This is a genomic window from Nocardia sp. NPDC004718, assembly GCF_053601535.1.
Genome location: NZ_JBSGCA010000026.1, coordinates 57,720 through 80,366, shown reverse-complemented (window position 1 = coordinate 80,366; position 22,647 = coordinate 57,720). Strand labels below are relative to the sequence as shown.

The 22,647-nt window shown below is 68.6% G+C and carries 22 protein-coding genes; 14 read left to right on the top strand and 8 right to left on the bottom strand.

Translation table 11 applies throughout. From position 1 onward, the window contains the following. Positions 1 to 118: 118 nt before the first annotated feature. Positions 119 to 952 (top strand): tRNA (adenine-N1)-methyltransferase, encoded by an 834-nt coding sequence (locus ACWEH3_RS20915; protein ID WP_355077516.1) that lies wholly within the window; start codon positions 119 to 121, stop codon positions 950 to 952. A 32-nt stretch (positions 953 to 984) separates the two neighbouring features. On the opposite strand, the gene ACWEH3_RS20910 is transcribed toward ACWEH3_RS20915, so the two are convergent. Beyond that, the gene (locus tag ACWEH3_RS20910; protein WP_450020640.1) at positions 985 to 1,500 is read right to left on the bottom strand and encodes a hypothetical protein; all 516 of its coding nucleotides are present in this window, start codon (positions 1,498 to 1,500) and stop codon (positions 985 to 987) included. Positions 1,501 to 1,679: 179 nt separating this feature from the next. Between ACWEH3_RS20910 and arc the strand changes: the two genes are divergently transcribed. The 3 genes from arc to ACWEH3_RS20895 all read left to right on the top strand — a co-directional run bounded on the left by arc (position 1,680) and on the right by ACWEH3_RS20895 (position 5,767). Next, a complete protein-coding gene (gene arc / locus ACWEH3_RS20905; RefSeq protein ID WP_450020639.1) occupies positions 1,680 to 3,440 on the top strand; it encodes a proteasome ATPase in 1,761 nt (586 codons plus the stop codon). Positions 3,441 to 3,615: 175 nt separating this feature from the next. Further along, positions 3,616 to 4,251, top strand: a complete 636-nt coding sequence (locus ACWEH3_RS20900; RefSeq protein WP_450020637.1) for a TetR/AcrR family transcriptional regulator — start codon at positions 3,616 to 3,618, stop codon at positions 4,249 to 4,251. Further along, entirely contained in the window at positions 4,244 to 5,767 is a 1,524-nt protein-coding gene (locus tag ACWEH3_RS20895; protein WP_450020635.1) for an ArnT family glycosyltransferase, read from the top strand. Before ACWEH3_RS20900 ends, ACWEH3_RS20895 begins: the two co-directional genes overlap by 8 nt. Positions 5,768 to 5,779: 12 nt before the next feature. On the opposite strand, the gene ACWEH3_RS20890 is transcribed toward ACWEH3_RS20895, so the two are convergent. Then, complete coding sequence (locus tag ACWEH3_RS20890) at positions 5,780 to 7,870, bottom strand: acyltransferase family protein (protein WP_450020633.1); 2,091 nt, start codon at positions 7,868 to 7,870, stop codon at positions 5,780 to 5,782. 224 nt (positions 7,871 to 8,094) lie between these two features. Here ACWEH3_RS20890 and ACWEH3_RS20885 point away from each other — a divergent pair, with 224 nt between their 5' ends. Continuing rightward, positions 8,095 to 8,577, top strand: coding sequence for a cation:proton antiporter regulatory subunit (locus tag ACWEH3_RS20885; protein WP_450020631.1), 483 nt, complete (start codon positions 8,095 to 8,097; stop codon positions 8,575 to 8,577). A 4-nt stretch (positions 8,578 to 8,581) separates the two neighbouring features. Further along, positions 8,582 to 9,760 (top strand): cation:proton antiporter, encoded by a 1,179-nt coding sequence (locus ACWEH3_RS20880; protein WP_356962043.1) that lies wholly within the window; start codon positions 8,582 to 8,584, stop codon positions 9,758 to 9,760. A 75-nt stretch (positions 9,761 to 9,835) separates the two neighbouring features. Here the strand turns inward: ACWEH3_RS20880 and ACWEH3_RS20875 are convergent, their stop codons facing one another. Next, positions 9,836 to 10,564, bottom strand: a complete 729-nt coding sequence (locus ACWEH3_RS20875) for a peptidylprolyl isomerase (RefSeq protein ID WP_450020629.1) — start codon at positions 10,562 to 10,564, stop codon at positions 9,836 to 9,838. Positions 10,565 to 10,776: 212 nt separating this feature from the next. On the opposite strand from ACWEH3_RS20875, the gene ACWEH3_RS20870 reads away from it, so the two are divergent. From ACWEH3_RS20870 to ACWEH3_RS20845, 6 genes are all read left to right on the top strand, one after another. Beyond that, positions 10,777 to 11,613 carry a nitrilase-related carbon-nitrogen hydrolase gene (locus ACWEH3_RS20870; RefSeq protein ID WP_450020627.1) on the top strand — a complete coding sequence of 279 codons (837 nt, stop codon included), beginning with the start codon at positions 10,777 to 10,779 and terminating at the stop codon, positions 11,611 to 11,613. A 16-nt stretch (positions 11,614 to 11,629) separates the two neighbouring features. Beyond that, a complete protein-coding gene (hydA, locus tag ACWEH3_RS20865) occupies positions 11,630 to 13,051 on the top strand; it encodes a dihydropyrimidinase (protein ID WP_450020625.1) in 1,422 nt (473 codons plus the stop codon). 30 nt (positions 13,052 to 13,081) lie between these two features. Further along, a complete protein-coding gene (locus ACWEH3_RS20860) occupies positions 13,082 to 14,128 on the top strand; it encodes a TIGR03842 family LLM class F420-dependent oxidoreductase (protein ID WP_450020623.1) in 1,047 nt (348 codons plus the stop codon). A 1-nt stretch (position 14,129) separates the two neighbouring features. Beyond that, on the top strand, positions 14,130 to 15,440 hold the full coding sequence (locus tag ACWEH3_RS20855; protein ID WP_450020621.1) for an aminotransferase class III-fold pyridoxal phosphate-dependent enzyme: 1,311 nt from the start codon (positions 14,130 to 14,132) through the stop codon (positions 15,438 to 15,440). Between the two features lie 114 nt (positions 15,441 to 15,554). After that, entirely contained in the window at positions 15,555 to 15,923 is a 369-nt protein-coding gene (locus tag ACWEH3_RS20850; RefSeq protein ID WP_450020619.1) for an arsenate reductase family protein, read from the top strand. 44 nt (positions 15,924 to 15,967) lie between these two features. After that, positions 15,968 to 16,648 (top strand): TIGR00266 family protein, encoded by a 681-nt coding sequence (locus tag ACWEH3_RS20845; protein ID WP_195080044.1) that lies wholly within the window; start codon positions 15,968 to 15,970, stop codon positions 16,646 to 16,648. Here the strand turns inward: ACWEH3_RS20845 and ACWEH3_RS20840 are convergent, their stop codons facing one another. Continuing rightward, positions 16,649 to 17,251, bottom strand: coding sequence for an NUDIX hydrolase (locus ACWEH3_RS20840; protein WP_450020617.1), 603 nt, complete (start codon positions 17,249 to 17,251; stop codon positions 16,649 to 16,651). Between the two features lie 53 nt (positions 17,252 to 17,304). Between ACWEH3_RS20840 and ACWEH3_RS20835 the strand changes: the two genes are divergently transcribed. After that, complete coding sequence (locus ACWEH3_RS20835) at positions 17,305 to 17,685, top strand: nitroreductase family deazaflavin-dependent oxidoreductase (protein WP_450020615.1); 381 nt, start codon at positions 17,305 to 17,307, stop codon at positions 17,683 to 17,685. A gap of 24 nt (positions 17,686 to 17,709) precedes the next feature. Here ACWEH3_RS20835 and ACWEH3_RS20830 read toward each other — a convergent pair whose 3' ends face one another. The 4 genes from ACWEH3_RS20830 to ACWEH3_RS20815 all read right to left on the bottom strand — a co-directional run bounded on the left by ACWEH3_RS20830 (position 17,710) and on the right by ACWEH3_RS20815 (position 20,969). Further along, positions 17,710 to 18,507 (bottom strand): helix-turn-helix domain-containing protein, encoded by a 798-nt coding sequence (locus ACWEH3_RS20830; RefSeq protein ID WP_450020613.1) that lies wholly within the window; start codon positions 18,505 to 18,507, stop codon positions 17,710 to 17,712. Positions 18,508 to 18,726: 219 nt separating this feature from the next. Next, positions 18,727 to 19,014, bottom strand: a complete 288-nt coding sequence (locus ACWEH3_RS20825; protein ID WP_450020611.1) for a DUF427 domain-containing protein — start codon at positions 19,012 to 19,014, stop codon at positions 18,727 to 18,729. Positions 19,015 to 19,078: 64 nt separating this feature from the next. After that, positions 19,079 to 19,618 carry an NUDIX hydrolase gene (locus ACWEH3_RS20820; protein WP_450020609.1) on the bottom strand — a complete coding sequence of 180 codons (540 nt, stop codon included), beginning with the start codon at positions 19,616 to 19,618 and terminating at the stop codon, positions 19,079 to 19,081. A 139-nt stretch (positions 19,619 to 19,757) separates the two neighbouring features. Then, positions 19,758 to 20,969, bottom strand: a complete 1,212-nt coding sequence (locus ACWEH3_RS20815; protein WP_450020607.1) for a DUF418 domain-containing protein — start codon at positions 20,967 to 20,969, stop codon at positions 19,758 to 19,760. A 121-nt stretch (positions 20,970 to 21,090) separates the two neighbouring features. Between ACWEH3_RS20815 and dop the strand changes: the two genes are divergently transcribed. Further along, positions 21,091 to 22,590, top strand: coding sequence for a depupylase/deamidase Dop (gene dop / locus ACWEH3_RS20810; RefSeq protein ID WP_039798407.1), 1,500 nt, complete (start codon positions 21,091 to 21,093; stop codon positions 22,588 to 22,590). The last annotated feature ends 57 nt before the right edge of the window (positions 22,591 to 22,647 follow it).

Below are 22,647 nucleotides of genomic sequence, written 5' to 3'. Positions count from 1 at the left end.
GTCCGCGCGTCGTCGGCAGGGGGCGTGGACACGGGCGAGCACATACCTGGCAGGCTATCCGGCGGCACCGACACGCCGGTGCGTCACAGCACGATTCCGACAAGTGGAACGGAGATTCATGACGGCCAGACGGACCGGGCCATTCACCATCGGTGACCGGGTGCAGCTGACCGATGCCAAAGGACGCCTGTACACGGTGGTCTTGGAGCCGGGCAAGGAATTCCATACCCATCGCGGCGGGATCAAGCACGACAGCCTGATCGGCGCCGACGAGGGCAGCGTGGTGCATTCCACCAACGGCACGCCCTACCTCGCACTGCGTCCGCTGCTGATCGACTACGTGCTGTCCATGCCGCGCGGCGCCGCGGTGATCTACCCGAAGGACGCCGCGCAGATCGTGCACGAGGGCGACATGTTCCCCGGCGCGCGTGTGCTGGAAGCCGGCGCGGGGTCCGGTGCGCTGACCTGCTCGCTGCTGCGGGCGGTGGGGCCGCAGGGGCAGGTGGTGTCCTACGAGATCCGCGCCGACCACGCCGAGCACGCGATCCGCAACGTCGAGACGTTCTTCGGCGAGCGGCCGGCGAACTGGTCGCTGACCGTGGGTGACGTGGCCGACTACACCGGGGAGCCGGTGGATCGCGCGGTACTGGACATGCTCGCGCCGTGGGATGCGCTACCGGCGGTGTCCAAGGCGCTCGTGCCGGGCGGCGTGCTGATCGTCTATGTGGCCACCGTCACCCAGCTGTCGAAAGTGGTCGAAGCGCTGCGCGAGCAGGAGTGCTGGACCGAGCCACGCTCCTGGGAGTCGCTGGTGCGGCCGTGGCATGTGGTCGGCCTCGCCGTGCGGCCCGAACATCGCATGCAGGGTCACACCGCCTTCCTGGTCAGCGCCCGCAGGCTCGCCGAGGGCACCGTCACGCCCAAGCCGCAGCGCAGGCCGTCGAAGGGCTGAGCGCGGCCGGGCGGGCGGGGAGTGTGGCCGACTCAGGCCGGGACGCAGGGCGCCTGCGCGAAGCCGAGCAGCAGACAGCCGCTCGCGTCCGACAGCTTCCAGGTGCCGTCGACATTTTCCCAGCTCAGCGGCACGGCGGGGGCGGCGCCGTGCGGGGAGGTGATGGTCACCTGCGCGTTCGCGGTGGTGCCCTGGGTGGTGATGTCGGCGACGGCGAAGGTGAGCGCGTAGCCCTGCAGGCCCGCGTTCATCCGGTCGATGTTCGCCGTCCGCTTTTCGCCGTCGACGATCAGCTTGGTCTTCGCTGCCGTGGGTACAGCCGGATCGGTGAGTTCGACCAGCACCGCCTGCAAGGTCTCTGCGGTCGGGGCGCCGGTCGCATGGTCGGTGTGATCATGGGTGACCGACGCCGCGGCGCTGGTGGTGGCCGAGGTCGCCGCGCCGGTGGAGTCGTCGTCGGAGCCGCACGCCGCCACCGCGCCGGAGATGGCCATCGCCGCCGCGGCGGTGACGAGGGAAACACGCAGGGTTCTCGCGGGAAGGAGCATGGTCGGCAACCTTTCGGCTCGAGTGGCGAGGAGGCTCGCCAGGGTCGGGTTAGGGCAGGCTAACATGGTGGTCCGGCCGCCGATCGCGGCCCAGATGTGATCACCACGAAACCATGTCGGAAAGCGAGAACGGGTCGCGCCCGGTAGCGTTGATAGACCGGGACTGGGAGGAGCAGCACATGAGCCCCATCGAGAATTCGGATTCGGCGGCCTGGAGAGAGCTCGAGGCAGTGCGCGCCGAGGCGGCTGCACTCCGAAGGCAACTCGCCGATTCGCCGGATCGCACACGGGAATTGGAAGCCCGCATCGATTCGCTGACCATTCGCAACACGAAGCTGATGGACACCCTCAAGGAAGCGCGCCAGCAGCTGGTCGCGCTGCGCGAGGAGGTCGATCGGCTGGGTCAGCCGCCGAGCGGATACGGCATTCTGATCGGTGTGTACGACGATCAGACGGTCGACGTGTTCACTTCGGGTCGCAAGATGCGGTTGACGTGTTCACCGAACATCGAGACCTCGACGCTCGAATACGGTCAGACCGTCCGCCTCAACGAGGCGCTCACGGTCGTCGAGGCCGGGCACTACGACGCGGTCGGCGAGATCGGCACCCTCCGGGAGATCCTCGATGACGGCCGTCGCGCCCTGGTCGTCGGCCATGCCGACGAGGAGCGTGTGGTGTGGCTGGCGGGCCCGCTGGCGAAGGTCGCCGAGATGGACGACCTCGATGATCCCGATTCCCCCATCCGCAAGCTGCGGCCGGGCGACTCGCTGCTGGTCGACACGAAGGCCGGTTTCGCCTTCGAGCGCATCCCCAAGGCCGAGGTCGAGGACCTCGTGCTGGAAGAGGTGCCCGACGTCGACTACAGCGACATCGGCGGTCTCGGCAGGCAGATCGAGCAGATCCGCGACGCGGTGGAGCTGCCGTTCCTGCACAAGGACCTCTTCCGCGAGTACGCGCTGCGTCCGCCGAAGGGTGTGCTGCTCTACGGTCCGCCCGGCTGCGGTAAGACGCTCATCGCCAAGGCGGTGGCCAACTCGCTGGCCAAGAAGATCGCCGAGGCGCGCGGTGAGGATGCCAAGGAAGCCAAGTCGTACTTCCTGAACATCAAGGGCCCCGAGCTGCTCAACAAGTTCGTGGGTGAGACCGAGCGCCACATCCGGATCATCTTCCAGCGGGCTCGCGAGAAGGCGTCCGAGGGCACGCCGGTGATCGTGTTCTTCGACGAGATGGATTCCATCTTCCGCACCCGCGGCTCCGGCGTCTCCTCCGACGTCGAGACCACGGTGGTGCCGCAGCTGCTGTCGGAGATCGATGGTGTCGAGGGCCTGGAGAACGTCATCGTGATCGGCGCCTCCAACCGTGAGGACATGATCGATCCCGCGATCCTGCGGCCGGGCCGCCTGGACGTGAAGATCAAGATCGAGCGTCCGGACGCGGAGTCGGCGCAGGACATCTTCTCGAAGTACCTCACCAAGGAGTTGCCGCTGCACGACGACGACCTGGCCGAGTTCGGCGGCGACAAGCTCTTGTGCATCAACGCCATGATCGAACGCGTCGTCGACCGGATGTACGCCGAGAGCGAGGACAACCGCTTCCTGGAGGTCACCTACGCCAACGGTGACAAGGAGGTCCTGTACTTCAAGGACTTCAACTCCGGTGCCATGATCCAGAACATCGTGGACCGCTCCAAGAAGTACGCCATCAAGGCAGTGCTCGACACGGGCAACCCGGGTCTGCGCATCCAGCATCTCTACGATTCGATCGTGGACGAGTTCTCCGAGAACGAGGACCTTCCCAACACCACGAATCCGGACGACTGGGCACGCATCTCCGGTAAGAAGGGCGAGCGGATCGTCTACATCCGCACGCTGGTCACCGGTAAGAACGCCAGTGCCAGCCGCGCCATCGACACCGAGTCGAACACCGGTCAGTACCTGTAAAGGTTCCGCCGATGGGCCGCGTCTCCCCGGAGACGCGGCCCATTCGCTTTCCAGGGCGCAGGTGACGGTGCACGGCGACGGCCGCATCACTCGTATCCGGATCGCTCTCGACGGCGCTCCATTCGAGTCGTCGCTCATCAGCGGGCTTACAGTCCGCTCGTGCTAAAATTTGACCATGCGGACAGAAAACAGTACGAGTGGCCAACGGCGGTCTTTCATCGAGGAGGCGCGACGGCGGCAGATCATCGCCTCCGCGGTGGAGGTGATCTCCGAGGTCGGGTACGCGAACGCTTCGCTGGCGCGGATCGCCGAGCACGCGAGCATCTCCAAGGGCGTCATCTCCTACCACTTCGAGGGCAAGGACGATCTGATGACGCAGCTGGTGGTCCAGCTCTACGTCGCCGCCGCGGAGTACATCGCGCCACGGGTCGGAGCGGCGGCCGGACCGCGCGCGAGCCTGCTGGCCTACCTCGAATCGAACCTCGGTTTCATCGATGCGAACACCACGTATGTGGCGGCGCTGGTCGAGGTGGTGACGAATCTGCGGGACGCGGACGGCAACCCGAAGTTCGCCTCCGCCGACGGTGAACGCGACATCATCGCGCCGCTGGTCGACATCCTCACCGAAGGGCAGCGCACCGGCGAGTTCGGCGAGTTCGATCCGCTCTTGATGGCCAAGTCCATCCGCGACGCCATCGATGGCGCGGCCGGACGGGCGGTCCGGGAACCGGACTTCGCGATGGACGCGTACACGGCACACCTGTGCCGGTTGTTCGACACGGCGACCCGGAAAGCGGGTGAGGATGACTGACGTACTGGACACCCTGCGGCGCGGGGACGATTCCACGGAACCGTTGCCCTCGTTCGCCTTCGGTGGAGTCGGCGCGGTGGCGGCGCTGGGTGCGGTGGCGCTGCTGGTTTCCATCGGGCGGTACGGATTCTTCCGCGACGAGCTGTATTTCGTCGCGGCGGGCCGCAGGCTCGCGGTCGGCTACGCCGATCAGGGGCCGCTGCTACCCGCGATCGCGCGGATGACCGATCTACTCGCCCCGGATTCGCTGATGGCGCTGCGTCTTCCGGCCGTGCTGGTCACCGTGGCCGCGGTGGTGGTGACCGCCCAGATCGCCAGGGAGTTCGGGGGCGGTCGCCCGGCGCAGGTGCTGGCCGCGGCCGCGTATGCCACCTCGCCGTTCCTGCTGGTGCAGGGTGATCAGCTGGCCACCAATACGATCGACACGGCGCTGTGGGTGGTGGTGAGCTGGCTGGTGATCCGCTGGGTCCGCACCCGCCACGATGGCTTGCTGCTGGCCTCGGCGCTGTTCACCGCGGTGGATATGCAGGTCAAGTGGCTGATTCCCTTCTTCTGGCTCGCACTGGTGACCGGGGTGGCGATCTACGGACCGCGTGAGCTGCTGCGCCGCCCCGCCCTGTGGTGGGGCGCCGCGATCGTCGTCCTCACCTCGGTGCCCAGCCTGGTCTGGCAGGCGGCGCACGGGTGGCCGCAGCTGCGTCTGGCCGGTGTGGTCGCCGCGGAGCAGGCCACGATCGGTGGGCGCTACATCTGGCTGCCGCTCGCGCTCGCCGCCGCCGGATTGATCGGTGGATTGCTGCTGGTGTACGGGGTGTGGACCCTGTTCCGTGCCGAAAGCTTGCGGCCGTACCGGTTTCTCGGTGTCCTGCCGTTGGTGCTGATCGTGGTCTTCATCGCGACCGGTGGACGGCCGTACTATGCGGCGGGTTGCTACGGAGCGTTGATCGCGGTCGGTGCGGTGCGGTGGATGGCGAACCAGTGGCGACCGCGTGTGATCCTCACCGTGGCGGTGGCCGCGATATCCGTTGCGCTGGTTATCTTCTCGCTGCCCCTGCGCCCGGAATCCGACATCGAGCCGGTCGACACCCAAGCCCAGGCGGGGCTGGAGATCGCGGTCTACGGGCGGTTCGGCTGGTCCGAACTCGCGGCCGGGACCGCGGCGGCCTACGCGGCGCTGCCGGAGCCTGAGCGGGCTTCGGCCGTGGTGATCGCCGATTCCTATTGGCAGGCCAGCTCCTTGGACCTCGCTCGCGCGACCCATGGCCTGCCCGCCGTCTTCAGTCCGAATCGCGGCTTCGGCTATTTCGGCACCCCGCCGGACACGGCGACGACGGTGCTGTGGGTGGGCGGCACCGAGGCCGATGTGCGCGCCCACTGCGCCGAGGTGACCCCGATCGGGCAAGTCGACGCTCGTCTCGGATTCCCGGGGGTCACCCGGGGCGTCACTGTCTGGCGCTGCGCGCAACCGCTCGTGCCGTGGTCGCGAGCCTGGCCGGACATGTTGCGGCTGAACTGATCCGGTTCCGGCTCACCACCAGCCGAGGATCGGCGCCAATTGCCTGCCGAGTTCCGGTGCCAGCGATCGCGAATAGCTGGCGGTGAGGTGATGCTCGTCGTGGTAGATCAGGACGTTGCCCTCGGTGACCGCGCACACGTCGCGTTCGCACAGTGCGTCGGACAGGTCCAGCGGGAACACGTTGGGGAACGAGGCGGCGAACTCCAGTGCCGGATCGACCGCGTTGAGCGCGTCGGCGCGCGGCATCCCGCAGCTGATCCGGTCACCGTGCTGGGCGAGGCAATCGATGGCCCGGTACCGCACGCCGTCGCGCCGCAGCCACGGCGTGTCACGGATGGCGAGCACGTTGAGTCCGCGGTCGGCCAGCCGGGTCCAGACGTCCAGATAGTCGGCCGGGGTCTCGTCACCCGCGCCGTCACGAGGGCGGGTCGCTGTCGTGAACACCCACTCCGGGCGTTCGACGCCCAGGCGGTCGATCACCTCCACGGACCAGTCGCGGCAGTCCGGATTCGCTTCACCCTTGTACATCGGTTCCGCCGCCACGGTCAGCGGGCAGCCCATCTTCAGGTAGACCTCGACCCGGAAGGAGTGCTCGCGGGCGAGCAGGTCGAGCGCGGGCACCCAGTGCTCGGCATGCGAGCTGCCCACCACCGCGATGGTGCGCTCCGCGGCGGCGTCGCCATAGGTGCAGGTGATGACCTCGCGGGTATCCCAGTCCGCGATGCAGCCGTCGCGCGAGGGGTAGGCCGCGTCCGCCGGCGCTTCGTACATGCTCGGCCGCATCGGAGCCTCGGGCGCGCTCACACCGTTGACCAGTGCTTCCGCGCCGGGATAGCGCGCCGAGTCCAGCCCGGCCACCGCTCGCGGCGGATTCGCCTTGGTCACCACCTGCTCGCCCAGCGCCGCCGCGAGTACCGCGATGCCGAGCGCCGCGACCAGCCGGCCGGTGCGGCGTCCGCGGGCGGGCGTCTTTCCGGCCGGACGACCGGACCGCATTCGTAGTGGCTCCTCGATGAACCGGTTGGTCAGGTAGGCGAGTACCAGCGACGCCCCGGCGACGCCCAGACCCACGCCGAGTCCCGCGGTCGCGGCTCCGGTCCGCGCCAGGACGAAGATCAGGATCGGCCAGTGCCATAGATACAGCGCGTAGGACAGTTCGCCGAGGCGCACCGCGGCCGGTGCGCCGAGCAGCCGGTTCGGTAGTGGCTGATCGGCGGCGGCGAGATCGCCGCCCGCGACGATCAGCGCCAATGTGGCCCCGACCGGCACCAGCGCGGCGGGACCGGGGAACCGATCGGCGCCGTCGATCAACCAACCGCACGTGAGTACCGCGACCGCGCCGAGGACAGCGGCCGCGACCCGCACCGACCGCGGCGGCGACAGCCACGGCGCGACGATCGCCAGCAGCGCCCCGGCGAGGAGTTCCCAGGCGCGGGCGAAACTGTCGTAGTAGTTCCAGCCCTGATGCACCGCGGTACCGTGCGCGGCGTAGACGAACGAGGCCACCGCGCCCGCGGCGAGCACGATCGCCAAGGCCGGACGCACTGCGCCCGGACGGGCGAAACGCAGGCACAGACCCGCGACCGACGCCACGACGATCAGCGCGAGCAGGTAGAACTGCATCTGCACCGCCATCGACCACAGATGCTGCAACGGGCTCACCGACGGATCGGCGGCCAGGTAGTCCGACCAGGACAGCGCCAGATACCAGTTCTGGTAGTACAGCAGCGACGCCAGTGTCTGCGCCGCCATCTCGCCCCACTGGGTGAACGGGCGAAGCAGCACGGTCGCCGCGACCACGGCCGCCAGAACCGTGACCAGGGCGGGCAGTAATCGGCGGGCGAGCCGGCGAGTGGTGTGCGCGACACGGACCGTGCCGGTGGCTGCCACGCCGCGCAGCAGCGAGCCGGTGAAGAAGAACCCGGACAGCGCCAGGAACACGTCCACGCCGCCCGACACCCGGCCGAACCAGATGTGGAACGCCACGACCAGCGCGATCGCCACGCCGCGCAGCCCGTCCAGATCGTGCCGGTACCCTCCGGCGCCCGCCCGCGGCACGGCCGCCGCGGGGGCGACCGCACCCGGCCGGAGCAACCGATTCACCGCTCGGGCGACCGTCACCGGACTCGCGCGGCGCGGTCGTCGCGGAAACTGAATCCAACGGCTCGGCGACGGAGGCATGTACGGGACACGTCATTTCTCTTACCACGGGCGGTGAACCGTGGTCCAACTCGCAAGGCCGGAGTGGCGTGCGGAAACGGCGAGAAATACGGACAATTCGGTCACCCGTCGACGGGTCGTAACGGGCGGGTCGATAGGGTGGGGTCGTGAATGTTGAGGTGACACCCCTGCCGGGTATAGGTGTGCGCAAGGATTTTCCGCTGACCAATACACGACGCCGGATAGGGGTGATCGACCATCGCGACGGCACGATGGACCTCATCGTGAGCAAGCCGGACAACCCCGACGAGACCGAGCAGGTGCCGCTGTCGGGGAAGGAGGCGGCCGTGCTGGCCAGCCTGCTCGGCGCGCCGCAACTGGTCGAACAACTGCGCGAGGAACACCGCGAGTTCACCGGACTGACCACCCGGCAGCTGTCCATCCCGGACCGCTCCCGCTTCGACGGACGCAGGCTGGGTGAAACTCAGATCCGCACCCGGACGAAGGCGTCCATCGTCGCCGTGGTCCGCAGTGGCCAGCCGATTCCCTCGCCGGGGCCGGACTTCACCTTCACCGCTGGAGACGTGCTGGTCGTCGTCGGCACGGTGGAGGGCCTCGAGGCCGCCGCCAAGATCCTGTTAGACGGCTGAGCGCATGGTCGCACACGAGACCGCGCTCGCGCTGATCCAGCTGGGCGCGGTGTTCTTCGGCCTCGGCCTGCTCGGGCGGATCGCCGCGCGCATCGGCATGTCGCCCATCCCGCTGTATCTGATCGGCGGACTGGTGTTCGGCACCGGTGGCCTCGTCGAGTTGCGGCAGGTGGACGACTTCATCCATCTCGCCAGCGAAATCGGCGTCGTCTTGCTGTTGTTGCTGCTCGGCCTGGAGTACAGCGCGCCGGAACTGGTCACGGGCATGCGCCGATCGTGGGCCGCGGGCGTGGTGGACATCGTGCTCAACGCGACGCCGGGTGTGCTCGTCGCGCTCGGGCTCGGCTGGGGGTTCACCGGCGCCATCGCGATGGCCGGGGTCACCTACATCTCGTCCTCCGGCATCGTCGCGAAGGTGCTCAACGATCTGGGCAGGCTCGGCAACCGGGAAACGCCGGTGATCCTGTCCATCCTGGTGTTCGAGGACCTGGTGATGGCCGGATACCTGCCGGTGCTGACCGCGGTGCTGGCCGGAGTCGGTTTCCTCGCCGGACTGAAGACGCTGGCCATCGCCCTGGCGGCGGTCACGGTCGTGCTGATCGTCGCGCTGCGCTACGGCCGCTACGTCTCCGCGATCGTCGACAGCGCCGACCGCGAGATCTTCCTGTTGAAACTGCTGGGTTCCGCGCTGCTGGTGGCGGGCGCGGCCTCCGCTGTGCAAGTGTCCGCGGCGGTCGGCGCGTTCCTGCTCGGCATCGCGATCTCGGACTCGACCGCGCACAACGCCACCAAGCTCCTGGAACCGCTGCGCGATCTGTTCGCCGCACTGTTCTTCGTGCTGTTCGGTCTGAGCACCGACCCGACGAGCATTCCGCCGGTCCTTGGCTGGGCGTGCCTGCTGGCACTGGTCACCACGGCCAGCAAGATCGCCACCGGATGGTGGGCGGCCAAGCGGGCCGGTGCGGGCCGCTTGGGCCGGGCGCGCGCGGGCACCGCATTGGTCGCCCACGGTGAGTTCTCGATCGTCATCGCGGGGCTCGCGGTGGCCGCGGGCGCGGTCCCCGCCGAATTCGCCGCGCTGGCTACGACCTACGTGCTGTTGATGGCGGTACTCGGGCCGGTCGTCAGCCGGTTCGTCGAACCGGCGATGGCGCTGCTGCGTCGGCGCGCCGCGGTGTCCTGACCGATTCGTTCAAGCCCCCCGGGGCGGCCATGGTGGCGGCGTCCGATCGTCGCCGCCACCGTGGTCGTCGGGAATTCAGTTGCGGACGGCGACGGAATCGAGCACCACGTCGGCGGCCGGCGCGCCGTCGGACGAGCCGTCCTTGACTCCGGCGGCGGCGATGGCGTTCAGCACGTCCATGCCCGCGGTGACCCGGCCGAACGGGGTGTAGTCCGGCGGCAGCGGGGCGTCCCGGTAGACCAGGAAGAACTGGCTGCCGTTGGTGCCGGGACCCGCGTTCGCCATCGCGATCGTGCCCGCCGGGTAGGTCGCGCCCGCCAGGTTCTCGTCAGGGAATTGATAGCCGGGCCCGCCCATGCCGGTCGCGGTGGGGTCGCCGCACTGCAGGACGTAGATGCCGTCGGTGGTGATCCGGTGGCACCTCGTGTGGTCGAAGTACCGTTCGCCGGCCAGGAACGCGAACGAGTTGACGGTGCGCGGTGCGCGGGCGGCGTCCAGGGCGACGGTCACGGTGCCGCACGTGGTGATCAGCGTCGCCGTGTAATGCGCGTTGGGATCGATGGTCATGCCGGGTTCGGCGGGCCACTGCTTACCGTTCGGCTGCCCCGCGGTCGGTACGCCACAGCCGGCCGGGCCCTGCTCCCGAGCAGGCGACGGGGTCGCCGAGACGACACCCGTCGCGGACGCGACCAGCGCCGCGCCGACGACGAGGACCCCGAGGATCCGCAGCGATCGCCACGGCACGCCCCGGCGCCCCGTGCGCCGGCCGTTGACGAGTTCTCGCGCTTGCACTTCGCTGCTCACCGCTGAAAATCTCCTTCACTCGGGGTTGCGCACCGGACGATGCAGCGCGAATCATTCCATCTCGCCCGACCGAGTGGGGGAGTACGGCTCGATTGCTCGAGCGCGGGCAGGTCGGGATGCCGCCGTAACCGCGGTTGCCACGGATTGGCTACAAATTGCTTTCCGGCACTCGTCGGACAACGGAACAGGTTCCCGGTGACGTATAACGAGGCATGGGAATCGTTCGAGCGGCGCTGGTCCAAACGAACTGGACCGGTGACAAGGAGTCGATGCTCGCGGCGCACGAGAACTACGCGCGCCGCGCCGCCGCGCACGGAGCCGCGGTGATCTGCTTCCAAGAACTGTTCTACGCCCCGTACTTCTGCCAGCGGCAGGACACGGAGTTCTACGACTACGCCGAATCCGTCCCGGGGCCGACGACGGAGCGATTCGCGGAACTGGCGAAAGATTTGCGCCTGGTGATGATCCTGCCGGTGTACGAGCAGGAACAGCCGGGTCTGCTGTACAACACGGCGGCGGTGATCGACGCCGACGGCAGCTATCTCGGCAAGTACCGCAAACACCACCTTCCGCACGTGCACGGATTCTGGGAGAAGTTCTATTTCCGGCCGGGCAACCTGGGCTGGCCGGTGTTCGACACGGCGGTGGGCAAGGTCGGCGTGTACATCTGCTACGACCGGCACTTCCCGGAGGGGTGGCGCGCGCTGGCCCTCGCCGGTGCGGAACTCGTGTTCAATCCGTCGGCCACGTCGCGCGGCTTGTCCGGTTACCTCTGGAGGCTGGAACAACCGGCGGCGGCGGTAGCCAACGAGTACTACATCGGCGCCATCAATCGAGTCGGCGCCGAGGAGTACGGCGACGACGACTTCTACGGCACCAGCTACTTCGTCGACCCCGAAGGCAAGTTCGTCGGCGAGGTCGCCTCCGATACCGACCCCGAGCTGGTCGTCCGTGATCTGGACATGGACCTGATCAAGGTGGTGCGCGACCGCTGGGCTTTCTACCGCGATCGGCGCCCCGACGCCTACGGGCCGCTGGTGGCCCCCTGAGAACGGGGAGAACGACATGGCGCGCACCTTCATCCACGGTGGCACGGTGGTCTCCGCCACCGGAGCGCAGCCGCTCGACGTGCTCGTCGACGGCGAGACCATCGCCGCCGTCCTGCGGCCGGGCTCCGTCGCGCTGGGCGCGGATCTCGCCGCGTCCGCCGATCGCGTGCTCGACGCGACCGGCAGATACGTCATCCCCGGCGGCGTGGACGGTCACACCCACATGCAGATGCCCTTCGGTGGGACCGAAGCCTCCGACACCTTCGAGACCGGCACTCGCGCGGCCGCGTGGGGCGGCACCACCACCATCATCGACTTCGTCGTCCAGCGGCAAGGGGAACGGGTCCAGGACACGCTGGCCGCCTGGCACGGGAAAGCGGCCGGGCAGTGCGCGATCGACTACGGCTTCCATCAGATCATCGGCGACGTCGACGACGAATCCTTGAAGGGCATGAGCGAATTGGTGGCCGAGGGCGTCACCAGCTTCAAGCTGTTCATGGCCTACCCGGGGGTCTTCTACTCCACCGACGGCCAGATCCTGCGCGCCATGCAGTCCGCGGCGGAACTCGGCGCGCTGGTGATGATGCACGCGGAGAACGGGATAGCCATCGATGTGCTGGTCGAACAGGCGCTCGCGCGAGGGGACAACGCGCCGTACTTCCACGGCACGACCCGACCGTGGCAGCTCGAAGAGGAGGCCACCCACCGTGCGATCATGCTGGCCGAATTGACCGGCGTGCCGCTGTACGTCGTGCACGTGTCGGCCGAGCAGGCGCTGGCTCAGATCGCCGCGGCCCGCGACGCCGGGCGCAACGTCTTCGGTGAGACCTGCCCGCAGTACCTGTATCTCTCGCTCGAGGATCAGCTCGGCGCGCCGGGTTTCGAGGGCGCCAAATGGGTGTGCTCCACGCCGCTGCGATCGAAGGCCGAAGGGCATCAGGACAAGCTGTGGCGCTACCTGCGCACCGGCGACGTCACGGCCGTCGGCACCGATCACTGTCCGTTCTGCATGAAAGGCCAGAAGGAGATGGGGCTCGGGGACTTCAGCAAGATCCCCAACGGCATCGGCGGCGTCGAGCACCGGATGGATCTGATGTTCCAGGGCGTCCGGTCCGGCCGGATCTCGCTGGAACGCTGGGTCGAGGTCTGCTGCACCACACCGGCCCGGATGTTCGGCATGTACCCGCGCAAAGGGGTGATCAGCCCGGGAGCGGACGCGGACATCGTCATCTACGACCCGGACGGCCACACCAGCATCGGTCTCGGCAAGACCCATCACATGAACATGGACTACTCGGCCTACGAGGGATTCGAGATCGACGGTCACGTCGACACGGTGCTGTCCCGGGGCCGGGTCGTCGTGGACGACGGTGGCTACCTCGGGCACGCGGGGCACGGCCGGTTCGTCGCGCGTGGACTCGCGCAGAACCTGATCTGACTTTCGATCCTCGGAACGGAGAAGTGCCGCATGGACATCGGTGTGGTGCTGCAATGCACGCCCCCGGCCTCGCGTGTGATCGAACTGGCCAGGCTCGCGGAGACATACGGGTTCTCCCACGTCTGGACCTTCGACTCGCATCTGCTCTGGCAGGAGCCCTACGTCATCTACAGCCAGATCCTGGCCGCCACCCGCAAGATCATGGTCGGTCCGATGGTGACGAACCCGGCCACCCGGGACTGGACGGTGACCGCGTCGACCTTCGCCACGCTCAACGAGATGTTCGGCAATCGCACCGTATGCGGGATCGGCCGCGGCGACTCGGCCGTGCGCACGCTGGGCGGCAAGCCCGCCACGCTGGCGACGCTGCGCCGATCGATCGAGGTGATCCGCGAACTGGGCAACGGTCGCGGCGCGCGAGTGGACGACACGGTCGTGCGGTTGCCGTGGGCGGCCGACTCCCGGTTGGACGTGTGGGTGGCGGGCTACGGGCCACGCGCACTCGAGCTGACCGGTGCCGTGGCCGACGGATTCATCCTGCAACTGGCCGACCCCGTCATCACGGCATGGACCGTCGCCCGGGTGCGCGCCGCGGCCGAGCGCGCGGGCCGGGACCCGGCGACGGTGCGGATCTGCGTCGCCGCACCCGCTTATGTCACCGACGGGACGGACGAGGCGCAGGCGCACGCGCGGCAACAGTGCCGATGGTTCGGCGGGATGGTCGGCAACCACGTGGCGGAGATGGTGGCGAGATACGGTACGGCAGGCGACATCCCGGCTGCCCTCACCGACTACATCGAAGGCAGGCGCGGCTACGACTACAACCTGCACGGACGCGCGGGCAATGTCCATGCCGAGTACGTGCCCGACGCCATCGTGGACCGCTTCTGCCTGCTGGGCACGCCCGACGACCAGCTGTCCCGGTTGCGGGAGCTGGAACGGCTCGGTGTGGACCAGTTCGCCGTCTATCTCCAGCATGACGCGAAGAACGCGACTTTGGCGGCGTACGGTGAATCGGTGCTGCCTCGTCTCGCTTCCCTCGTGACCACGACCAAGTCGACCGAAGGGAGCGACTAGCGTGGCCGATCATGTCTTCTATCCCTGGAGCGCGCAGGCCGAATTGAACCCGGCTCCGATCACCGGGGCGTTCGGCTCCTACTTCTGGGACGACACCGGCAAGCGCTATCTGGACTTCTCCTCCCAGCTGGTCAACGTGAACATCGGCCACCAGCATCCGGACATCGTCGCGGCGATCGTCGCCCAGGCGCAGCGGTTGGCGACCATCTCGCCGACGGTCGGCAACGACGTCCGCAGCGAACTGGCCCGGCTGATCGTCGAGCGGGCTCCGGGCGAGCTGAACCGGATCCTGTTCACCACCGGCGGCGCCGAGGCCGTCGAGCACGCGGTGCGTTTGGCGCGAAGCTACACCGGGCGGACGAAAATGCTCGCCGCTTACCGCTCCTACCACGGCGGCACGGGCGTCGCGATCGGCCTGACCGGGGAACCGCGTCGCTGGGGCGCGGAACCGACCAACGTAGACGTGGTGCGGTTCTTCGGCCCCTACCCGTACCGGTCACCGTGGGGTACGGCGACTCCCGAGGAAGAGACGGCCGCCGCGCTGCGACACCTGCGGCAGGTCATCGAGCTCGAGGGCCCGCAGCACATCGCGGGGTTGATTCTGGAGACGGTGGTCGGCACCAACGGTGTGCTCGTCCCGCCGCCCGGTTATCTGGCCGGCGTGCGAGCGCTGTGCGACGAGTTCGGCATCGTCTACATCGCCGACGAGGTGATGGTCGGGTTCGGACGGGTGGGCGAATGGTTCGCGGTACAGGCGTTCGGCGTGGAGCCGGACATCATCACCTTCGCCAAGGGGGTGAACTCCGGCTACGTCCCGCTCGGTGGCGTGCTCATGGCCGAGCGGATCGCGCAGCGCTACGACCATGTGGTGTATCCGGGCGGTCTCACCTACGCGGGTCATCCGCTGGCCTGCGCGGCGGGTGTCGCCTCGATCGCGGTCTTCGAGCGCGAAGGAATCCTCGATCACGTACGGGCGGTGGGCGCCGATGTACTCGGAAAAGGCCTGCGCGAACTGGCCGGCCGTCATCCGAGCGTCGGTGAGGTCCGTGGACTCGGCTTCTTCTGGGCGCTGGAACTGGTCCGGGACCAACGCAGCCGACAGCCGCTGATCCCGTTCGCGGCGGCGGGCGCGGACGCCGAGCCGATGGCCGCGGTCACCGCCGCGGCCAAGGCGCGCGGGCTGTGGCCGTTCAACGCGGGCAATCGCTTCCAGATCGCGCCGCCGCTGACCACGACGGCCGACGAACTGCGCACCGGCCTCGAGATCGTCGACGAAGTGCTCGACGTGGCCGACGGCTACCTCGCGAGCTGACCGGCCGCTCAGTGCGGCGTCGGTTCCACCACGAGGCCGCCCTGCTGCGCGACGTCCGAGATCCGCCAGTGGGCGCCGGGCGGCCCGGGTGCGCGTCCTCGGTACCCTGCGTGCATGACTTCCGGGCAGACCGAGATCTGGCACAACCCGCGGTGCAGCAAGAGCCGCAACGCCACCGCGTTCCTGAACGATGCCGGTGTCGACTACACCGTGCGCAAGTATCTGGACCAGCCGCCGACGGCCGCCGAGCTGCGTGAGGTGTTGCGACGGCTGGAGGCCGAACCGTGGGACATCACCCGCACCGGCGAGCAGATCGCCAAGGACCTCGGCATGGCGAGCTGGGCGCGGACCGCCGCCGACCGGGACCGCTGGATCGACGCGCTGGTCGAGCATCCTGGCTTGATACAACGGCCGATCGTGCTCACCGCGGACGGCGGGGCGGTGGTCGCCCGAGACGACGACGCACTGCGCGATCTGCTCTGACACCCGTTCCCGCCGTGCGGAACTCGCCGGTAGGGTCGGCGGACATGAAGGTACAACTGCGCCACAGTCCCGCCGCCGCCGTCGCGCGGTGCTTTCTCGCCGGGGGCGAGCCGATGCGGGTCGAGAGCGGCGCCATGGTGGCTCATTCGGCGGGAGTCACATTGCAGGCCAAGGCCGAGGGCGGCATCCTGGCCGGACTGAAGCGGTCGGTGCTGGCCGGGGAATCGTTCTTCGTCTCGACTTTCACCGCGCCGCCGCAGGGCGGGTGGGTCGACGTGGCGCCCGCGCTTCCCGGCGACATGCTGAACCTGCAGATCACGCCGGATCGGCCTTTCTTCATCAGCCGCGGGGGCTGGATCGCCAATTCGCACGGTGTGCAGGTGGAGAGCAAGTGGGGCGGGTTCGCCAATCTGTTCGGCGGCGAAGGCGGATTCGGTCTGCGCGCGCACGGCGAGGGCGAGATCGTGGTGGGCGTGTTCGGCGCGATCGATGTGATCGATCTGCAACCGGGCGAGCCGATCACGATCGACACCGGGCACGTGGTCGCCTACGACCTGGCGATGAATTTCAGCATCCGGCGAGCGGTCTCGGGTCGATCGATCCAGTCGTTGAAGTCCGGCGAGGGTTTCGTCTTCGATTTCACCGGCCCCGGCCGGGTGCTGTTGCAGACACGCAATCCCGGCGCGTTCGCCGCCTGGGCCGCCTCCGTCGCCTCGTCCAGCTGATCAGGGCCCCTTCCCGCCGTCCGCCGCTGGCCGGGCGCCGACCAGCAGATCCGTGATCAGCAGGCGGGTGTCCGGGACGAACGGCCAGTCCGGATCGGCCAGACGCGCCAGCAGCTCGGCGTCGGTCCACCACCATCCCGCGGCGATCTCGTCGGGTTGGTTGCGGACCGGCCCGTCGTAGCGCAACTCGTACGCGAACAGATGACACCGCATCGGGCGACCGGCCCATTCGCCGTCCCAGGAGACCGTCGCCAGCGGTTCGGGCGATACGTCGGCGGGGTTCGGCGTGACGCCCAGTTCTTCGGCCAGTTCGCGCAGGGCCGTCTCCCGCGGCGCTTCGCCCGGCGCGACCACACCACCGGCCAGGCAGTCGTGCATGCTCGCGAAAACGAGCTTGGTGTCGGTGCGGCGGTGCACGTAGACGCGCTCGCCGTCACCGGAGCGCAGGAGCACGCCCGCGCTGGCGTGCCACAATCCGTCGCGGTAGACCGTGGCCCGCTCGGCGGCCCCCACCGGGTTGCCCGCCGCATCATAGATCGCGATCGTTTCTGCGCTCGGATCCCCGGTGCGGGGCGGCTCGCGATGAGGCGGCGGAGCGGACATGGGTCGAGAGTAACGTGAACACCGCACGCCACAGGGAGAGAGGATCCCCGCCCATGGTGCTTCCGCACGCACTGGCGAATTTCAACCGGCATGTCACCAACCCGACCGCGGGCCTGGTCGCGGGACGCGCGCCCGGCTTCGGCATCGTGCTGCACAAGGGCAGGAAGTCGGGCCGGTCCTACCGCACCCCGGTCATGGTCTTCGAGCAGGACGGCGCCTACCGGATCGCACTGACGTACGGCCGGAATGTCGACTGGGTCAAGAACATCTGCGCGGCGGGTGGTTTCGCCCTGGAAACCCGCGGCCATGTGGTCGAGCTGGCCGATCCGGTCGTGCGGCACGACCCCTCCGCGCTGTGGGCGCCACTCGGCGTGCGGCAGATGCTGAAGACGATCTCGGCGGACTATTACGTGGAGTCCCGTCCGGCGGACTGAACGGAACGCGAGCCGTTTCGACGGCTATGCGTCCGGAACCGATTCGCTGGTGCGGCTGAGCACCGACGGAGACAGCCCGAACGTCCGGCGGCAGGTGCGGGTGAGATCCGCGCCATCGGAGAAACCGGCCGCGTGCGCGGCGGCCGTGAGATCGTCTCCGGCCAGCGCGCGGGTCCGCGCTATGTGCAGCCGCAGCCAGAGGATGTAGCGGCGCAACGGGATTCCCATCTGCTCGGTGAACAGGTGGGACAGTCGGGGCGCGGGAATACCCAATTGTCGTGCGACATCCGCGCCCCGCACCGACCCGGTGCGCACCAGTGCGGGCAGCAGTTGCAACGCCGCCGTGATCACCGCGTGCCGCTCGCTCGCGTCGGACGCGCGGTCTTGCGGCAGCAGATCGTCGACGACCGCGGTGACCTGCGCGGTCAGGTCTCCACCACCGGCAGTGATGCCGAGTGCGTCGGCGCTGTCGACCCAGCCGTTGAGGTGAGCTCTGCGATCCGCCGCCGCCCCGGCGGCCGTCTCGGGGTCGAGGTAGACGGCCGTGCCGTGCGCGGCGCCTACGTCGATCCGATGCGGCGCGTCGGTCGGCACGATGACGTGGGTGCCTTGCTTGCGGACCCCGCTACCGTCCACCACCACGATGGGCGTGCTCGCGGCGACGATCTGCACCGCGTGATGCGCGTGTAACTCCGTCGGACCGACCGATCCGGCGAAAGCCAGCACCCCCGGCCGGAGCAGCGCGACACCCGCTCGCGCCGGTTCTTCCGCCGCGCCGCCAGGCGCCATCGAGAAGCCGTTGGCGACCAGAGCCTTCATCATGGGATGCTCCCGGCTGAGACACTCGCGCTGAATCCTGGGATGAGCGTATCGGTTTCGCGCAGGCGGTATTCCCGATTCCTCCGATTACCGCCGTTCGCCGGGGCAGTGCGGTCCGATCCGCCGCCCCGGCCCGCCGATCACCGCACGGCCGCGCCTACGACCGGATTCCGGCATCGATCATGAGTTCGCCACTCGATTGCTCGCAGCGAAAGGGGCCGCTCAGTTCTCCGTCACCTCGATGCCGCGCCAGAACGCGACATAGTCCTTGATCTGCGCGGCCTTGGTCTTCGGCTCCGGGTAGAACCAGGCGGCGTCGGTGTTGCTGTCTCCGTCGACCACCACGGTGTAGTAGCTGGCGGTGCCCTTCCACGGGCAGTAGCTGTGCGTGTCGGAGGGCTGGAAGAACTCCGGCCGGATCGAGTCCGGCGGGAAGTAGTGATTGCCCTCGACGATGATGGTGTCATTGCTGGTCGCGAGGACGCGGCCGTGCCAAGTTGCCGTTGCCATCCTTCGATTCTGCCCCGATCCCACCGATGGGCGGCGGCCGAGCATGTGCGGTCGGCCGCCTACATCACTCGGGACGCTCCGGCCGGTGGAGTTCGACCGCCAATTCCACCAGTTCGCTCAGGTGCTCGCCGTCGGATCCGGCCCGTCGCATCGCTTCGGCTACGGGAAAGGTGCACACCTCGAGGATCTGCTCGGCGTCGTCGGGATTAGTCGGGGCGGATTCGAGCACCACGTCCGCGGTGCACCACAGCCACGCCTTGTGCGGGTGGGGCTGCCACTCGCGATACGGTGCCGGACCGTTGCTCGTCGCATGGTGAGCGCCGAACCATCGGATCGGTCCGACCAGGCGTGCGCCCGCCTCCTCCCGCAGTTCACGGCGCACGCAGGCGTCGATCGACTCGCCGCGTTCCCTGGTGCCGCCCGGAATCAGCCAGACGTCGCGGTCGTCGCGACAGAGCACGATCTCGTCGCCGACGAAACAGACGACGTGGATATTGGTGACCAGTTCGTCGGACGGGAGCGTGGTGGAGAACCGGACATCCAGGTCGCCCCACGCCCAGTGCGCCGGTGTGTGCAGCAAGGGGTAGCGGTCGGCAAGCGTCACAGCACGACGGTAGCGGTCGCCGCGCGTCGGGGCCGCCGGATCGTCGGGGGATGTGCGGGTAAGCCCTGCGCCACAACGGATTCGGTCGGCATGGGCACGCCCGTATCCCCGGCCTGGGGATACGGGCATCATGGGCGTTTCAGCGTTCCCGCGCCAGCGTTCGGAAACTCACGTTCCAGAACCACTCCACCGGTCCGCGCTCGAAGCGTCGTAGCCACAGGTGCGCTCCGCAGGCGATGATCAGCGATACCAGTACGTAGACACCGACGGTGAACGGGACACGGTCATCGGGCGAGACGCGCGCCGCGAGTCCGAATCCCCAGCCGTAACACAGGATCGATGCCACCAGGTTCTGCAGGATATAGCAGCTGAGCGCCGTGCGGCCGATCTCGGTGAAACGCCGCCCGGCGAACCCGGCGCCGGGACGCCGCAGGTACCACTCGGCGACCGCGGCCAGAATGCCGAGAGAGACGAACGGCGCGCTGCCGTACCGGGTGAACAGGATGAGGTCGCCGCCGCCCAGGATGCCGACCCCCAGGTCGATCGGCGCGGCGACGCCGAAGCCGAGGATCATCAGCCGCTTGCGCAGTCGCGCGCCCTCCTGGCCGAACACGCCCGCCCGGAACAGCCGGGCGCCGGTCAGAAACAGCGCGACCGACATCGCGAAGACGAAGATCGTCTCCATCCGGAACAGCCCGGCGTTGCCGAGCCGGAACGCCGCGAGTTCCCAGAACGAGCCGTCCGCGTACGGATTCGGGTCCAGCGCACGACGCGCCCGCGCATCCTGGCTCGGCGCGAACGCCAGAGCGAGCGCGATGAGCGTCAACAGCGACACGTGCACGGCCGCCGCGCCCACCAGCCAGCGCCGCCGCGCCCGCGCACCGGTGGCGAGCACGAATGCGACCACGAGTCCGGTCACGGCGTACCCCATGAGGACGTCGAACTCGGCGACGAAGACGAAGTTGAGCAGACCGTCCAGGAACAGCAAGCCCGCCCGCCACGGGTACTTCCCCGGCCAGCGGCGGCCGGCCTTGGTCGCGGAGCGTTGCTGGATGGCCAGGCCGATGCCGAACATGACGGTGAGCAGCCCGAGGAACTTGCCCTGCGCCAGCTGCTGGAGCACGCGCTCGGTCCACGTCCATCCGCCGGCGTCGCCGCCCATGTCGTGCAGATACCCGACCAGCCCCTCCGGGTTGGTGATGATCCAGATGTTGGTGGCGAGGGTGCCGAGAATCGCGATCCCGCGTAGCACGTCCAACGCGACGAGCCGGGCGGGTGCGGGTGGTGGGGGAGGCGACGCGCGATGCTGCTCGGCGGTCTCCAGGCGGCGGGCTGCGATCGATTCGGGCATGTCCCGACTATCGCGCCGACCTGCGCTTCGACGGGTCCTCCGGAAGTACCACCTGTGGTATGACATTGGACTCCGCCGGTCGCGGGGGGTCGGACCGGGTGCGTGACTTAGGCTCGATGCCATGCAGCGCATCATCGGAATAGAGGTCGAATACGGCATCTCGACCCCGACCGAGCCGTCGGCCAACCCGATCCTCACCTCGACCCAGGCGGTCCTGGCCTACGCCGCGGCGGAGGGCGTGCCGCGCGCCAAGCGCACGCGCTGGGACTACGAGGTGGAGTCGCCGCTGCGCGACGCCCGCGGATTCGACCTGAGCCGGATGAACGGTCCCGCGCCGGTGATCGACGCCGACGAGGTGGGCGCCGCGAACATGATCCTCACCAACGGCGCCCGGCTCTACGTGGACCATGCCCACCCGGAATACTCCGCGCCCGAGGTCACCGACCCGCTGGACGCGGTGATCTGGGACAAGGCGGGCGAGCGGGTGATGGAGGCCGCCGCGCGGCACGCCTCGAGCGTGCCGGGGGCCCCGCGGCTGCAGCTGTACAAGAACAACGTCGACGGCAAGGGCGCCTCGTACGGCACCCACGAGAACTACCTGATGAGCCGGGACACCCCGTTCAACCAGATCATCGTCGGGCTCACGCCGTTCTTCGTGTCCCGCCAGGTGGTGTGCGGCTCCGGCCGGGTCGGCATCGGCCAGTCCGGCGACCACGCGGGCTTCCAGCTGTCCCAGCGTTCGGACTACATCGAGGTCGAGGTCGGCCTGGAGACCACGCTCAAACGGGGCATCATCAACACCCGCGACGAGCCGCACGCCGATGCCGACAAGTACCGCAGGCTGCACGTCATCATCGGTGACGCCAACCTGGCCGAGATGTCCACCTACCTCAAGGTCGGCACCACCGCCTTGGTCCTCGACCTGATCGAAGCGGGCGAGGACCTGTCGGATCTGCAGCTGGCCCGCCCGGTCACCGCGGTGCACACCATCAGTCACGACCCCACGCTGCGGGCGACGGTCGCGCTCGCCGACGGCCGCGAGCTGACCGGTCTCGCGTTGCAGCGCGTCTACCTGGACCGGGTGATCAAGTTCGTCGACCGCACCGGCAACGACGACAAGCGGGTCCAGGACATCATCGAGAACTGGGCCATGGTCCTGGACCTGCTCGAACGCGATCCGATGGAGTGCGCGAACCTGCTCGACTGGCCGGCCAAGCTGCGCCTGCTCGAGGGCATGCGCAGCCGCGAGGGCCTCGGCTGGGCGGCCCCCAAGCTGCACCTTATGGATCTGCAGTACTCCGACGTGCGCCTGGACAAGGGGCTCTACAACCGCCTTGTCGCCCGTGGCTCGATGAAGCGGCTGGTCACCGAGCAGCAGGTCCTCGACGCCATGACCAACCCGCCCACCGACACCCGCGCCTACTTCCGCGGCGAATGCCTGCGCCGCTTCGGCGCCGACATCGCAGCGGCCAGCTGGGACTCGGTGATCTTCGACCTGGGCGGCGACTCCCTGGTCCGCATCCCCACCCTGGAACCCCGCCGCGGCACCAAAGCCCACGTCGGCAAACTCCTCGACGGCGTGACCACCGCCGCGGACCTGGTGGAGCAGCTGACGACATAGCCCACCTGCGTGAGACCAACACCGCCACACAAAATAGGCACACTGTCGGTGCTGGTA

Coding starts and splice junctions, on each gene's coding strand:
- hydA (WP_450020625.1), top strand. CDS start 11,630: ATGGCGCGCACCTTCATCCACGGTGGCACGGTGGTCTCCGCCACCGGA.
- ACWEH3_RS20815 (WP_450020607.1), bottom strand. CDS start 20,969: ATGCCCGAATCGATCGCAGCCCGCCGCCTGGAGACCGCCGAGCAGCAT.
- ACWEH3_RS20870 (WP_450020627.1), top strand. CDS start 10,777: ATGGGAATCGTTCGAGCGGCGCTGGTCCAAACGAACTGGACCGGTGAC.
- ACWEH3_RS20825 (WP_450020611.1), bottom strand. CDS start 19,014: ATGGCAACGGCAACTTGGCACGGCCGCGTCCTCGCGACCAGCAATGAC.
- ACWEH3_RS20850 (WP_450020619.1), top strand. CDS start 15,555: ATGACTTCCGGGCAGACCGAGATCTGGCACAACCCGCGGTGCAGCAAG.
- ACWEH3_RS20900 (WP_450020637.1), top strand. CDS start 3,616: ATGCGGACAGAAAACAGTACGAGTGGCCAACGGCGGTCTTTCATCGAG.
- arc (WP_450020639.1), top strand. CDS start 1,680: ATGAGCCCCATCGAGAATTCGGATTCGGCGGCCTGGAGAGAGCTCGAG.
- ACWEH3_RS20915 (WP_355077516.1), top strand. CDS start 119: ATGACGGCCAGACGGACCGGGCCATTCACCATCGGTGACCGGGTGCAG.
- dop (WP_039798407.1), top strand. CDS start 21,091: ATGCAGCGCATCATCGGAATAGAGGTCGAATACGGCATCTCGACCCCG.
- ACWEH3_RS20895 (WP_450020635.1), top strand. CDS start 4,244: ATGACTGACGTACTGGACACCCTGCGGCGCGGGGACGATTCCACGGAA.
- ACWEH3_RS20910 (WP_450020640.1), bottom strand. CDS start 1,500: ATGCTCCTTCCCGCGAGAACCCTGCGTGTTTCCCTCGTCACCGCCGCG.
- ACWEH3_RS20860 (WP_450020623.1), top strand. CDS start 13,082: ATGGACATCGGTGTGGTGCTGCAATGCACGCCCCCGGCCTCGCGTGTG.
- ACWEH3_RS20835 (WP_450020615.1), top strand. CDS start 17,305: ATGGTGCTTCCGCACGCACTGGCGAATTTCAACCGGCATGTCACCAAC.
- ACWEH3_RS20830 (WP_450020613.1), bottom strand. CDS start 18,507: ATGATGAAGGCTCTGGTCGCCAACGGCTTCTCGATGGCGCCTGGCGGC.
- ACWEH3_RS20880 (WP_356962043.1), top strand. CDS start 8,582: ATGGTCGCACACGAGACCGCGCTCGCGCTGATCCAGCTGGGCGCGGTG.
- ACWEH3_RS20845 (WP_195080044.1), top strand. CDS start 15,968: ATGAAGGTACAACTGCGCCACAGTCCCGCCGCCGCCGTCGCGCGGTGC.
- ACWEH3_RS20840 (WP_450020617.1), bottom strand. CDS start 17,251: ATGTCCGCTCCGCCGCCTCATCGCGAGCCGCCCCGCACCGGGGATCCG.